Annotated in this window: 13 protein-coding genes; 10 read left to right on the top strand and 3 right to left on the bottom strand. The window is 71.9% G+C overall.

Annotated elements, in window-relative coordinates:
- Positions 1 to 75: 75 nt before the first annotated feature.
- Positions 76 to 273 (bottom strand): thiamine pyrophosphate-dependent enzyme, encoded by a 198-nt coding sequence (locus ABZ079_RS31820; protein WP_356942906.1) that lies wholly within the window; start codon positions 271 to 273, stop codon positions 76 to 78.
- Between the two features lie 278 nt (positions 274 to 551).
- Between ABZ079_RS31820 and ABZ079_RS31815 the strand changes: the two genes are divergently transcribed.
- From ABZ079_RS31815 to ABZ079_RS31785, 7 genes are read left to right on the top strand one after another with little or no spacing between them, the layout of a single operon-like run.
- Complete coding sequence (locus tag ABZ079_RS31815; protein ID WP_356942905.1) at positions 552 to 1,043, top strand: SRPBCC family protein; 492 nt, start codon at positions 552 to 554, stop codon at positions 1,041 to 1,043.
- The gene (locus ABZ079_RS31810; RefSeq protein ID WP_356942904.1) at positions 1,036 to 2,772 is read left to right on the top strand and encodes an NAD(P)/FAD-dependent oxidoreductase; all 1,737 of its coding nucleotides are present in this window, start codon (positions 1,036 to 1,038) and stop codon (positions 2,770 to 2,772) included. The genes ABZ079_RS31815 and ABZ079_RS31810 overlap by 8 nt, the downstream gene beginning before the upstream one ends.
- Positions 2,765 to 3,217 (top strand): hypothetical protein, encoded by a 453-nt coding sequence (locus ABZ079_RS31805; protein WP_356942903.1) that lies wholly within the window; start codon positions 2,765 to 2,767, stop codon positions 3,215 to 3,217. Before ABZ079_RS31810 ends, ABZ079_RS31805 begins: the two co-directional genes overlap by 8 nt.
- 57 nt (positions 3,218 to 3,274) lie before the next feature.
- Positions 3,275 to 4,156: an SDR family oxidoreductase gene (locus ABZ079_RS31800; protein WP_356942902.1), complete on the top strand. Its 882-nt coding sequence runs from the start codon at positions 3,275 to 3,277 to the stop codon at positions 4,154 to 4,156.
- 52 nt (positions 4,157 to 4,208) lie between these two features.
- On the top strand, positions 4,209 to 4,442 hold the full coding sequence (locus tag ABZ079_RS31795) for a DUF2945 domain-containing protein (protein WP_356942901.1): 234 nt from the start codon (positions 4,209 to 4,211) through the stop codon (positions 4,440 to 4,442).
- A 36-nt stretch (positions 4,443 to 4,478) separates the two neighbouring features.
- Entirely contained in the window at positions 4,479 to 4,967 is a 489-nt protein-coding gene (locus ABZ079_RS31790) for an MSMEG_6728 family protein (RefSeq protein WP_356942900.1), read from the top strand.
- 60 nt (positions 4,968 to 5,027) lie between these two features.
- Entirely contained in the window at positions 5,028 to 5,873 is an 846-nt protein-coding gene (locus tag ABZ079_RS31785; protein WP_356942935.1) for an oxygenase MpaB family protein, read from the top strand.
- 96 nt (positions 5,874 to 5,969) lie between these two features.
- On the opposite strand, the gene ABZ079_RS31780 is transcribed toward ABZ079_RS31785, so the two are convergent.
- Positions 5,970 to 7,628, bottom strand: a complete 1,659-nt coding sequence (locus ABZ079_RS31780) for a catalase (RefSeq protein WP_356942899.1) — start codon at positions 7,626 to 7,628, stop codon at positions 5,970 to 5,972.
- A gap of 79 nt (positions 7,629 to 7,707) precedes the next feature.
- Positions 7,708 to 8,079: a hypothetical protein gene (locus tag ABZ079_RS31775; RefSeq protein WP_356942934.1), complete on the bottom strand. Its 372-nt coding sequence runs from the start codon at positions 8,077 to 8,079 to the stop codon at positions 7,708 to 7,710.
- A 644-nt stretch (positions 8,080 to 8,723) separates the two neighbouring features.
- Between ABZ079_RS31775 and ABZ079_RS31770 the strand changes: the two genes are divergently transcribed.
- The 3 genes from ABZ079_RS31770 (at position 8,724) to ABZ079_RS31760 (ending at position 11,903) form a co-directional block, all read left to right on the top strand.
- Positions 8,724 to 9,599, top strand: coding sequence for an SGNH/GDSL hydrolase family protein (locus tag ABZ079_RS31770; RefSeq protein WP_356942898.1), 876 nt, complete (start codon positions 8,724 to 8,726; stop codon positions 9,597 to 9,599).
- Between the two features lie 439 nt (positions 9,600 to 10,038).
- Positions 10,039 to 10,503 (top strand): ATP-binding protein, encoded by a 465-nt coding sequence (locus ABZ079_RS31765; protein WP_356942897.1) that lies wholly within the window; start codon positions 10,039 to 10,041, stop codon positions 10,501 to 10,503.
- Positions 10,504 to 10,709: 206 nt separating this feature from the next.
- Positions 10,710 to 11,903, top strand: coding sequence for a YbdK family carboxylate-amine ligase (locus ABZ079_RS31760; RefSeq protein ID WP_356942896.1), 1,194 nt, complete (start codon positions 10,710 to 10,712; stop codon positions 11,901 to 11,903).
- Positions 11,904 to 12,041 lie beyond the last annotated feature (138 nt).

Raw genomic sequence — 12,041 nt, 5'->3', positions numbered from 1 at the left:
GCGCTTCCGCCACGCCGAGCAGGCCGCCGAACCAGCACAGTGCCCCGTACGTCCCGTTGCGCAGCAGCACCACGGTCAGGGGAACCCGTGCTGGGCGGCCGTCCACAGGGCCGCGATGCCGTGGTTGGCCGAGCCGTCCCCGATCACGCCCACCACGGGCCGGTCGGGCTGGGCCATGGCCACCTCGCCCGCGCCGGGCAGCCCGAAACCGAGGCCACCCGCCGCCGGGAAGCAGTAGGACCGGACCTGCGCAGGTCCATCCGGCGCCACCACGAGGAGCTCTTGGAGGTCGGCTCCACCACGTACACCGTGTCGTCAGGCGGTTCGTCCCGTAGGGCGGCCTAGACCTCCTCGGGGTGCAGGCGGGGCCCGTCCACGGTGAGATCGCCGTGGGGGACGGACCCGACAAGCCCGCTCCTGCGGCACACGCCGGCCGGTGGCAGCCGGTCCTGTCCGCCCCGGCCCGGTTCCCGTAACTGGACGATTGGTCCGCCTGCGCCAGGGGCACTCGGCGGTGGCTCCTCGCCGGCTCCAGCAACCGGAGGCAACCTGTGGCGGTACGTCATCGACTGATCAAGGCCAGCCCTGCCGCGGTGTGGGACGTCCTCGCCGACGGCAGCCGGTACGCGGAATGGGTGGTGGGAACAGCCTCCTCCCGGCCGAAGCTCGGCCAGTGGCCGTCGGAGGACGCGTCCATCGCATACGAGGTCCGGCTGGGACCGCTACGGCTCGAGAACGAGACGGTCGTACGGCGCTGCCGGGAGGGATCCGTCCTGGAACTGGAGGCCCACGCCGGCATCCTCGGCACCGCCCGCATCGCGATCGAGCTGCGGGAGTGGGGGAAGTACTGCCTGGTCATCGTCGACGAGCACCCGCTCCAGGGCGCGGGGAGCGTCCTGCACAACTGGGGATTCGAGGCGCTGATCCAGCTGCGCCACCGCGCCATGCTCGCCCGGCTCGCCGCCGCCTGCGAGGACGGTGAGCCCGGCCGGGGACCTGTCACACGACCGGCGCGAGGTGGAAAGGGAGCCGATCATGCATGACGCCGTGGTGATCGGCGCGGGGCCCAACGGGCTGGTGGCCGCCAACATACTGGCGGACGCGGGGTGGAGCGTCCAGGTGCTGGAGGAGCAACCGGAGCCGGGCGGCGCGGTCCGCCACGACCGAGGGGTCCACCCGGACTTCGTCAACGACCTCTTCAGCTCCTTCTATCCCCTGGCCGCCGCGTCCCCCGTGCTGTCCGCGCTCCACCTGGAGGATCACGGGCTGCGCTGGAGCCACGCGCCACGGGTGCTGGCGCATCCGCTGAGCGACGGCCGGTGCGTCGTACTGGACCGCAGCATCGACACCACCGCCGACTCGCTGGAGGCGTTCGCACCCGGCGACGGAGCGGCCTGGCGGCGCCTCTGCGCCCTGTGGCAGACCCTTGGCCCGGATCTGCTCAACGCCCTGTTCACTCCGTTCCCGCCGGTCCGGGCCGGGGCACGGCTGGCCCGTACGCTGCGGGCCGCGGGCGGTCTGCGCACGGCACGGTCTCTGATCCTTCCGGTGCGCCGGTTGGGGGAGGAGGAGTTCCGCGGCGAGGGCGGCCGGCTGCTGCTGGCCGGGAACGCCCTGCACGCGGATCTCGCTCCCGAGTCGGCGGGCAGCGGTGGCTTCGGCTGGCTGCTGTCGATGCTGGGACAGACGTACGGGTTTCCCGTGCCGGTCGGCGGCTCCGGCGCGCTGACCGAGGCGCTGATCCACCGACTGCGCGCGCGTGGGGGAGAGCTGCGCTGCGGCGAGCGGGTGGAGAGCATCGCCGTACGCGACGGGCGGGCCGTGGGGGTGCGGACCGCCGCCGGGGAGACGGTACCCGCGCTGCGGGCCGTGCTGGCCGACGTGGCCGTGCCCGTCCTCTACCAGGACCTCGTCGGCCCCGAGCACCTGCCCGCACAGCTGATGGAGGACCTGCGGCGCTTCCAGTGGGACTTCGCCACCTTCAAGGTCGACTGGGCGCTGGACGGTCCGGTGCCGTGGCAGGCCGAGCGGGCCTGCCAGGCCGGGACCGTCCACCTGGCCGACGGCATGGACGAGCTCACCCGTTTCGCCGCCCAGATCGCCATGCACCAGGTGCCCGACCGCCCCTTCGCCCTGTTCGGGCAGATGACCACCTCGGACCCCACCCGTTCCCCCCGGGGCACCGAGTCGGCCTGGGCCTACACGCACGTCCCGCACGACATCCGGGGGGACGCCGGCGACGAGGGCATCATGGGTGACTGGGGCCCGGCGGACCGGGAACGCATGGCGGACCGCGTGGAACGGCAGGTCGAGCGGTTCGCACCCGGCTTCCGGTCCCTCATCCGCGCCCGCCGCGTCCTCACGCCGCCCACCCTCGAGGCGCTGGACGCCAACCTCCTGGACGGCGCCATCAACGGGGGCACGACCAACCTCCACCAGCAGCTCGTCTTCCGGCCGGTGCCCGGCACCGGGCGTCCCGAGACCGCCGTCCCGGGTCTGTTCCTCGCCTCCGCCGGAGCCCACCCCGGCGGAGGCGTGCACGGGGGCCCCGGCGCCAATGCCGCCCGTGCCGCACTGCGCGCCCACCGGGCACCCGCGCTGGCCCGCGCCCAGCGCCTCCTCGCCGGCCGGGACCGCACCGGGCGCAAGCGCCCCCGTTCGGCCGCAGCCGCATCCGATCGCCCGGCCCGCGGAGAAGGAGTTGACGCAGAGAGCATCCGCCGGCCCGACGGGGCCGGCATCCGGCCACACAGCGGAGAGCGGCATGACTGAGTACCAGAACGGTCCCGACCGCCGGCACCAGCGCCCCCGCGGTGTCGACGACAAGACCGTCGAAGCCCTCGGGTCGCTGTCGAAGGCACTGGAGACCACCGAACGGGCCCGCGGCCATCTCTACAGCTTCCACCAGCTGACGGGCGGGGCCGACCTGGAACTGGACCGCGCGGTACGACTCCTGCGCGAGGCCGGGCACCCGGAGTGGGCCGACAAGGTGGAGGCCGAGATCCTGGGCCGCAACGTCATCCCCGGCCACTGGACCTTCCAGATCGTCGAGGCCTACAACGACACCTACTACCGGCCGTTCCTGGAGCTGGAACGCAGCGTGGTGAACGAACTCGCCCAGGGTCGGGACCATCTCTACGAGGCGGAGATGAAGGAAGCCCGCCGCACTTGCGGTCACCCCGATCACACGGCTCTGCCGCCGGCCGTGGAGAGCTGACCGCGTCGGGACACCGGTCGGAGCGGAAAGCACCCGGCACGAGAGAAAGGCGCACCCGTGCCCAGCAGCCCTTTGAGGAACCGGACGGTCGTGGTGACCGGTGCAGCCCGCGGACTGGGGGCCGCACTCGCGTACGAGGTCGCCCGGCGGGGCGCCAGACCGGCGCTCCTCGGCCACGAGAAGGACCTGCTGGAGGAGACGGCCGCCCGGATGCCCACCCCTGCCCTGGCGATCGAGGCCGACGTGACCGATCTGCCCGCCCTGCGGGCGGCCGCGGACGAGGTGCGCCACCGCCTCGGCCGCCCTTCCGTCGTGATCGCCAACGCCGGCGTCGCGCTCGGAGGTCCCTTCGACGCCACTGACCCGGCCGACTGGCGCCGCGTGATCGACGTGAACCTCACCGGCAGTGCCCAGACGGCACGGGCCTTCCTGCCGGACCTGTACGCGACGGCGGGCTACTTCCTGCAGATCGCCTCCCTGGCCTCGCTCGGCGCCGCCCCGCTGATGAGCGCCTACTGCGCCTCCAAGGCCGGTGCGGAGGCCTTCGCGCACTCCCTCCGGGCCGAAGTGGCCCACCGGGGCGTCGCCGTGGGCATCGGCTACCTCAACTGGACCGACACCGACATGGTGCGCGACGCCGACCAGCACGCGGTGCTGCGCGGACTACGCGCCGGCATGCCTCCGCCCGCCCGCAGGGTCGCACGTGCGGAAGCGGTCGCCGCCCGGCTCGTGACCGGCCTGGAGCGGCGGCGTACGGCCGCGTACGCGCCGCCCTGGCTGCGGCTGGTGCAACCGGTGCGCGCGGCCCTCCCCCCGGTTGTCCTGCGCGTGTCCCGCCGGGACCTCCCCCGGCTGGAGGCCGAGGAACCCTTCGTCTCCACTGGACTGCTCGGTGCCGGTGGCGATGCCGACCGCGCGGCCACGGGGCGCGCCTGCTGAGGCGCGGCGGCGGACTCCAGCCCCGACCACACCCCCGAAAGGACCGACAGCCATGGCCGACAAGAACCGCAAGGGCTCGGACGAACAGCTGAGAGAGGGCGACAAGGTGGCCTGGAACAGCCACGGATCGACCACCGAGGGAGAGGTCGAGCGCAGGATCACCCGGCGGACGAAGGCCGCCGGCCGCACGGTCGACGCCTCCCCGGAGGAGCCGCAGTACGAGGTCCGCAGTGCCAAGTCCGGCAGGTCGGCGGTCCACAAGCCGTCCGCCCTCCGCAAGAAGTGAGCCCGCACGCCCACCGCTCACCGAAGGACGGCGATCATGCAGACCTTCCTGCCCGATCCCGACTTCCGCCGCTCCGCGCTCCTCCTGGACCGCCGCCGTCTGGGCAAACAGCGCGTCGAGGCGCTGCAGGTCCTGCGCGGTCTGACCGTCCCGGGGTACGGCTGGCGCCGGCATCCCGCCGTACGCATGTGGCGCGGATACGAGGAGGCCCTCGTCCGGTACGGGCTGGAGATCTGCCGGGTGTGGCGGGAGCAGGGGCACCAGGACAGCTGTGCGGCCTCCCTGGTGGCCGGTTACGCCGGATGCCGTCCGGGTGCCCCGGTCCGCGATCAGCCGGCGCTCTCGGCTGCCGGGGAGCTGCCGCCCTGGCTCGGTGACGAGGCTTTCCACCGCAGCCACCAGTCGGCTCTCGTCCGCAAGGACCGGGAGGCGTACGCGAACGAGTTCCCCGGTGTGCCCGACGACCTGCCCTACGTGTGGCCGCGGTCCGACCGGGAAGGCGATGAGGTGCCCACCCGCTCGTGACGGCGGGGAACGGCGAGGAACGGAGGGGCCGTGCTTCCGGACGTACGCGCCCAGCTGGGCATGATGATCTTCCGTCGGGTCGCGGGCCCCGACGGACGAGCCGTCAGGGCACACATCCATGACATGCCGGGCCCGCGCTGGTTCGCGCCCGACCGTCCCGTCCGCACCGTGCACGGCGATGCCTCGATGTTCATCGGAGGCGTCAGCGCACTGCTCCTGCAGTCCCTGCACCCCCTCGCCATGGCGGCCGTCGCGGCCCACTCCGGTTTCCGCGGTGATCCCTGGGGGCGGCTGCAGCGCACCAGCGCCTTCCTGGCCGTGACGACGTACGGTACGGCTGCCGATGCCCAGGCGGCCGTCGACCGGGTGCGGGGCATCCACGAGCAGATACGCGGCAGCACCCCCGAAGGGCAGCGGTATCACGCAGCCGACCCCCATCTGCTCGGCTGGGTGCACGCGGCCGAGACGGAGAGCTTCATGCGGGCTCACGAGCGCTTCGGCCGGGACCCACTGGACCCGGCCGGTTACGACGCCTACGTCGCCGACACCGCGGTCGTCGCCGAGGCGCTGGGGGTGATCGATCCGCCGCGCGACCGCCGCACCCTGTCCCGGCGACTGGCCGCCTACCGGCCCGAACTCCGCGCCACCCCGGAGGCCTGGGGCGTGGCCCGCTTCCTGCTGCTGGATCCGCCCCTGCCGCTCGCCGTGCGTCCCGCGTACGGCGTTCTGGCCGCGAACGCCGTATCGCTGCTCCCGTCGTGGGCCCGGCGCCTGCTACGGCTGCCACGCATACCGCTCGTCGAGGACCTCACGGTCGTTCCGGCCGGGCGCCTGCTCACGCGGACCGTCCGGTGGGCGATGACCCCGGCCCGGGCCCCCGAGGGACGGCCTCCCACATCCTCGTAGCCGCACTTCGCCAGGCCGCGTGCCCCTGACGGCAACCGACCGCGCACGGGGCCCGACACGTCGATCGGGCCTCCGCGGCATCCGTGCCGTTCCGGCTCAGCGGGTCACGACGTGCCGCTCGTCCGGGACACAGTGCGTCATGGTGATGCCGTCGACGTCGCGCGGCGGATTCTTGCCGAGGTTCGCCAGCCGCTCCTTGTCCTCCTGCGTGAGGTCCTGGCTGGCCAGCGGTTCGAGGTCCGAGACGTCCTCCGGGCGGATCCCGAGGCCCTTACCGACCCTGAGGCCGAGGTCGTTCTCCACCAGCAGGAAGTGCCACACCATCCGCTCCTGGACGGGCCGGTCGCAGCGGGCGAGCTGGCCGACCAGGTTGGTCACCAGGTCGTCGCGCTCCCACTCCTCCATGAGGAGGTACCGCTGGCCTGCCTGCCGGTAGTCGTTGGTGCGGGGGATGCGCTGACGGGTGAGCCGGCCGTGGATCTCCGGGCCCTGCTCCTCGTGCGCCGGGTATTCGGCTTCGCGCAGCCCACCACGGGTCGACGGCTCGTAGTTGACGCTCGCGTTCTCCCCGCCGCCGTCGACGTGGTAGGTCATCGCCCCGTCGCGCTGGTTGGTGCGCACACAGGCGTTCCGTGCCTGGTTGACGGGCAGCTGGAGATAGTTGGGGCCGACGCGGTAGCGCTGGGTGTCGCTGTAGGAGAAGGTGCGGCCGACGAGCATCTTGTCGTCGGAGAAGTCCAGGCCGTCGACGAGCACACCGGTGCCGAAGGAGATCTGCTCGTTCTCGGCGAAGAAGTTCCCGGGCATCCGGTCCAGCACCATCCGGCCCACCGGCTTGGGCGGGAAGTCCTGTTCGGGCCAGGTCTTGGTGTCGTCCAGCGGATCGAAGTCCAGCTCCGGGTGCTCATGGTCCTCCATGATCTGCACGAGCAGCTCCCACTCGGGGTACTCGCCCCGCGCGACGGCCTCGTACAGGTCCTTGGTGGCGTGGCCCAGGGAATCCGCCTGGATGTTGGCGGCGTCCTGCTCGGTCATGGAGCGCACACCCTGCTTGGGCATCCAGTGGTACTTCACGAGCACGGTGTTGCCCTCGGCGTTCACCCACTTGTAGGTGTTGACGCCGAAGCCCTGCATGTGGCGGTAGTCGGCGGGGATGCCGCGCGGACTGAACAGGTTCACGAGCATGTGCATGGACTCGGGTGTCTGCGACATGAAGTCGAAGATCCGGTTGGGTTTCTGCTCGAAGTCCACCGGGTCGGGCTTGAGGGCGTGGATGACGTCGGGGAACTTGATGGCGTCCCGGATGAAGAAGACCCCCAGATTGTTGCCGACCAGGTCCCAGTTGCCGTCCTCGGTGTAGAACTTCACGGCGAAGCCGCGGGGATCGCGCGCCGCCTCGGAGGAGTCCCGGCCGCCGATGACGGTGGAGAAGCGGACGGCGAGGTCGGTGCGCTTCCCGCGGTCCTGGAACAGCTTGGCGCGCGTGTAGCGGCTGATCGGCTCGTCGCCCCAGGCGCCGTACGCCTCGAAGAACCCGTAGGCGGTCACGCCTCGGGCGTGCACCACGCGCTCGGGGATGCGTTCCCGGTCGAAGTGGCTGATCTTCTCCAGGAACTGGTAGTTCTCCAGCGTCGCGGGTCCGCGGGCGCCGACGGTGCGCTGGTTCTGGTTGTCGTATACCGGGTGGCCTTGGCGGTTCGTCAGGATCCCTCGGTCGTCACCGGAGGCGGGACCCTTGCTTGCTACGTCCGTCATGGTCGGGAGGCTCCTTCGACGGGGGCGGGACGCGACAGCGGTTGCCGTGGCCGACTGAGTACCCGCGGCCGCCCGGCCGTCACCACTCCCGCCATGCAGCTCCACCGGCCGGGTGGCCACGATCACCCGCGCGGCACAGCGGCAGCCTCCCTCCCCGCCTCCGCGGTCCCCGCACTGTGCGGACCGTCAACGCCGCGGAGTGAGGATGTCCTGCAGGAGGGCGCCGTAGCGGGCGACGAGGTCGTGGCGGTCGGTGCGCAGCAGACCTTTCGTCCCTTGCCACCCAGAGCGCGTACAGCAGACCGCCGGCCAGGGAGGCCGCCAGTCGCGCACGCAGGTCGCCATCGGGCCCGGACAGGCGGTTGCGCAGGGGCTCGATGAGCACCTTCTCGTGGGTCAGACGCAGACGGTCGAGGATCTGCGGCTCGTTGCTGCCGTGCACCAGAGCCAGAAAGACGCCCCTGACGGATCCGTCGAGGTCGAGCAGGAGCGCGCGGCCAGCCGCTCTCCCAGCCGCTCCACGGGACGTCGAGCAGCGGCTCGTCGTCGATCGTCAGGTGCATGGTCTCCAGGAACAACAGCTCCTTGCTCTTGAAATGGCGGATCACCAGCGCCGGGTCGGTCCCGGCGTCCGCCGCCATCCGGCGGACCGTGGTCCGGGCGAACCCGTGGTCCCGGAACAGCCGGGCGGCGGCGCGGATGGCCTCGCGCGTGGGGGAAGCGGATCCGGTCGACAGCATGAGCCCAGAACAGGCGGCCCGGGGTTCGGCCCCCGGGGCTCCGGGACGCAGGCGGTTCCCAACCGGCCCGTGCCGGGCAGGGGTTGCCCGCCGCGCGATACATGCGCGTTTCAAGAAGTTCGGTCAACAATGTTGACTCCACGTTCCCGCGCCCGCACATTACCTATCGGTATCCCCCAACGGTAATCCCGTGACCGGCACTTTCACGGCCGCCGTCGTGCGTGCGCCCCCTCGACCACGCACCGTCGGCCGGCGCCTCTCCCTTGCTCGAGCCGCCGCATTCTCGCGCACCAGCACACACCCGGGCACCCCCCTGTCCGTGTGTCCGTGACCCCGCCACGAGAAGAGAGAGCACATGCCCATGCCTGCCTTGCGCCGTGTCCTCGCCTCCACCTCCGCAGCCGCCGGCGCGCTGGCCCTCGGCCTCGCCGTCGCTCCCGCCCACGCCACGACGCCCCTGCACTACGCGGCGCTCGGCGACAGTTACAGCGCCGCCTCGGGCGTTCTGCCGGTCGACCCCGCCAACCTGCTCTGCCTGCGCTCCACAGCCAACTATCCGCACGTCATCGCCTCCCGCACGGGAGCCCGGCTGACCGACGTCACCTGCGGCGCGGCCCAGACCAAGGACTTCACCGAGGCCCAGTACCCCGGTGTCGCCCCCCAGGCCGACGCGGTCACCCCGGACACCGACGTGGTGACGCTCACCGTCGGCGGCAACGACAACGGCACCTTCATCAACGCCATGACGTCCTGCGGTACCGCCGGCCTTCTCAGCGGCGGCAAAGGCAGCCCGTGCAAGGACCGGTACGGCACCTCCTTCGATGACGCGATCGACGCGAACACCTACCCCGCGCTCAAGACCGCTCTGCGCAGCGTCCGGGACAAGGCCCCCAACGCCCGTGTGGCGGTCCTCGGTTACCCGTGGATCACGCCCGCCACGGCCGACCCGTCCTGCTTCGCCAAACTGCCGGTCGCCTCCGGAGACGTGCCGTACCTGCACGCCCTGCAGGCGCACCTCAACACCGTCGTCCGGCGCGCCGCCGCAGAGACGGGGGCCACGTACGTCGACTTCGCCCAGGCATCCGAGGGCCACGACGCCTGCAAGGCCGTCGGCACGCGGTGGATCGAGCCGCTCCTCTTCGGGCGGAGTGTGGTCCCGGTCCACCCCAACGCCCTTGGCGAACAGCGCATGGCCGAGCGCACCATGAGCGTCCTGGGCCTCGGCGGCTGAGAGGCGCCGACGCACCTGGTCGGCACCCGGACCCGCCTGCGCCGGCCTCGGCATCCCCTTCTGCATCCAGGTCGCCACACCGGTCCGCTGCGCCGGTCCGAGACCGGCCGTCCCGTCCCCTGCATCGACGAGGTCGCGCTCGACTTCCGGGAGCTGACGAACTACCCCGTGATCACCCCGGCGCACCCGCCGGAAACGCCCCGACCCCGACCTGGACGAGGAGGCCACCGAACTGTCCCTGTGCGGCAACGCACGGCGGATCGTCACCGGCGGTGCGCGATCGCCGGCAGGACGCTGCCCCGCGCGGTACGGGCGGTGGGTGATGCCTGTACGTGGTGGAGGCGACAAAGAGGTGGTGGAGGTAACAAAGACAGGGGGGCGTTGGCCGCTGATGCGCGGGTAGGCGCGGGGTGTCAGTGGGGTAGTGAAGGCGGCTGCGATGGACTTAGCACTCCCGGATGAGGACGGCGCAGCGTCCGGAGAGCACACTGTGCGGTCGACGGTCGCGTGGGACGGTGACGCCGGCTGCATCGCGCGGGCGCGCCATACGGCCGCCGGCTTTCTCGACCTGGTGCAGTCCGAGCACGGCCTGGAGGTGTCGCGAAGGGCCCGCGACCTCACCCAGCTGGTGGTGAGCGAGCTGGTCACGAACGCGTGCAAGTACGCTCCGGGGCCTGTGCTCATGGAGCTGCGGATCGTCGGCGACGTGGTCGAGGTGGTGGTGTGGGACTCCGATCCGGTGCTGCCGGTGGCCCGGGCCGCCGATGCCGGAAGGGTCGGCCAGCACGGGCTGGAGATCGTGATGGCCGTCGCCCGGGGCTTCGCCGCGCGACGCGAGCCGGTCGGCAAGCGCATCACCGCCCGCATCGCTCTCGCGGACGACCCGACGGGCGCCCGTGACTGACGCCGACACCCCGGCGGGCGTGGGGCCGGTGGTCGCGACAGCACCCCAGGGCCGACCCATGCTCATATGAGCGTAATACACCACAAAGTGTGAATTATCAGGCTTGCGAGCGGCTGATCAGGGAACCCGGATCCACGCCAATCTCCGGTCACCCGGTCAGCAGGCCGATGTACCGGCGGCTGTGAACTACTCGCAGGGGAGAAACCGTGACAGCGCGCCTCGGGGCAGAAGAAGAATTCCATGTGCTCGACGTGGAGAGCGGACATCTCGTGCCACGCGCTGCAGAGCTGCTCGGCCGCATCGACAGACCGGGCTTCACCGGCGAACTGCAGCAGTCGATGGTGGAGACCAACAGCGGCGTGCACGACACGCTCGACGGCTTGTGGAGGGACCTCGCCTCGTCCCGGCGCCGCCTCGACGCGGCGGCGGCCACGCTCGGCCTCGCGGTCGTGGCCGCCGGAACGGTTCCGTTCGCCAGTGTCGGCTCCCGGGGCGTCGCCGCCGACCCCCGCTACCGGCGCATGGCCGACGACTACCGTCTCGTCGCCGACGAACAGCTCATCTGCAGTGCGCAGATCCACGTCGACGTGCCCGACCGGGACACCGCCGTCCGTGCGATGTGCCTGGTCTCGCCCTGGCTGCCGCCGCTGCTGGCCCTCTCGGCCAGCTCGCCGTTCTGGATGGGGTCCGACACCGGTTACGCCAGCTGGCGGACCATGGTGTGGCAGCGGTGGCCGACCGCAGGACCGGTCGGCTGTCACCCGGACGCCGCCGATTACGACAGGACCCTCGCGGAACTGATTCGTTCCGGCGTCATCAGTGACCCCGGCATGAACTACCACGACGTCCGGCCCTCGGCCCATCAGCAGACGCTGGAACTGCGGATCTGTGACGCCTGCCCGCGGGTGGAGACCGTGGTGCTGGTCGCGGGTCTCTTCCGGGCCCTGGTGCGGGAGGCCTGCGAGCGTCTGGAGCGTGCGCAGGGTCCCCTGTGCGACGGCCGTCACGACTGGTTGCGGGCCGCCACCTGGCGTGCGGCGCGCTCCGGCCTGGAAGGACACCTGGTCGACCCCGTGACGCGCTGCGCGGCACCGGCCCCGGCCGTGCTGACGGGCATGCTGGCCAGGCTGCGCCCCACGCTGGAGGCGTCCGGTGACTGGGAGACCGTGCACGGACTGCTCGAGGAGGCACTGGCCGCCGGCACCGCGGCGCACCGGCTGCGCCAGGCCGCCCAGGCCGAGGACCTCCTCGCCAGCGTCGACCTGATGGTGGCCGAGACCCGCGGCGAACGGCGGACGCCGCGGCCGACGGCCCATCCTCAGCGCTCCGCCCCACAGCTGAACGCCCTCGGGGCATATCCGTACGCCGGCAGGTCCGCCGCTCCGACACCGAGCGCGTGATCCGCCCACACCGCCGGCGATCCCCGGACAGGCCCGGCCTCACCACCGACCGACGTCCGGCGACCGTTTTCTGATCAAGGAGAGCCACGTTCCCATGCGCACGAAGCAGGACCACCCGACCCCTGGCCATCCGTTCCC

This window comes from Streptomyces sp. NPDC006314 (genome assembly GCF_040613075.1).
Classification (GTDB): Bacteria; Actinomycetota; Actinomycetes; order Streptomycetales; family Streptomycetaceae; genus Streptomyces.
This window is presented reverse-complemented; position numbering and strand designations above follow the sequence as displayed.

Excerpts from the sequence above, each read along its gene's own strand:
- ABZ079_RS31810 (WP_356942904.1), top strand. The coding sequence starts at position 1,036 with ATGCATGACGCCGTGGTGATCGGCGCGGGGCCCAACGGGCTGGTGGCC.
- ABZ079_RS31805 (WP_356942903.1), top strand. The coding sequence starts at position 2,765 with ATGACTGAGTACCAGAACGGTCCCGACCGCCGGCACCAGCGCCCCCGC.
- ABZ079_RS31795 (WP_356942901.1), top strand. The coding sequence starts at position 4,209 with ATGGCCGACAAGAACCGCAAGGGCTCGGACGAACAGCTGAGAGAGGGC.
- ABZ079_RS31790 (WP_356942900.1), top strand. The coding sequence starts at position 4,479 with ATGCAGACCTTCCTGCCCGATCCCGACTTCCGCCGCTCCGCGCTCCTC.
- ABZ079_RS31785 (WP_356942935.1), top strand. The coding sequence starts at position 5,028 with ATGATGATCTTCCGTCGGGTCGCGGGCCCCGACGGACGAGCCGTCAGG.
- ABZ079_RS31780 (WP_356942899.1), bottom strand. The coding sequence starts at position 7,628 with ATGACGGACGTAGCAAGCAAGGGTCCCGCCTCCGGTGACGACCGAGGG.
- ABZ079_RS31770 (WP_356942898.1), top strand. The coding sequence starts at position 8,724 with ATGCCCATGCCTGCCTTGCGCCGTGTCCTCGCCTCCACCTCCGCAGCC.
- ABZ079_RS31765 (WP_356942897.1), top strand. The coding sequence starts at position 10,039 with ATGGACTTAGCACTCCCGGATGAGGACGGCGCAGCGTCCGGAGAGCAC.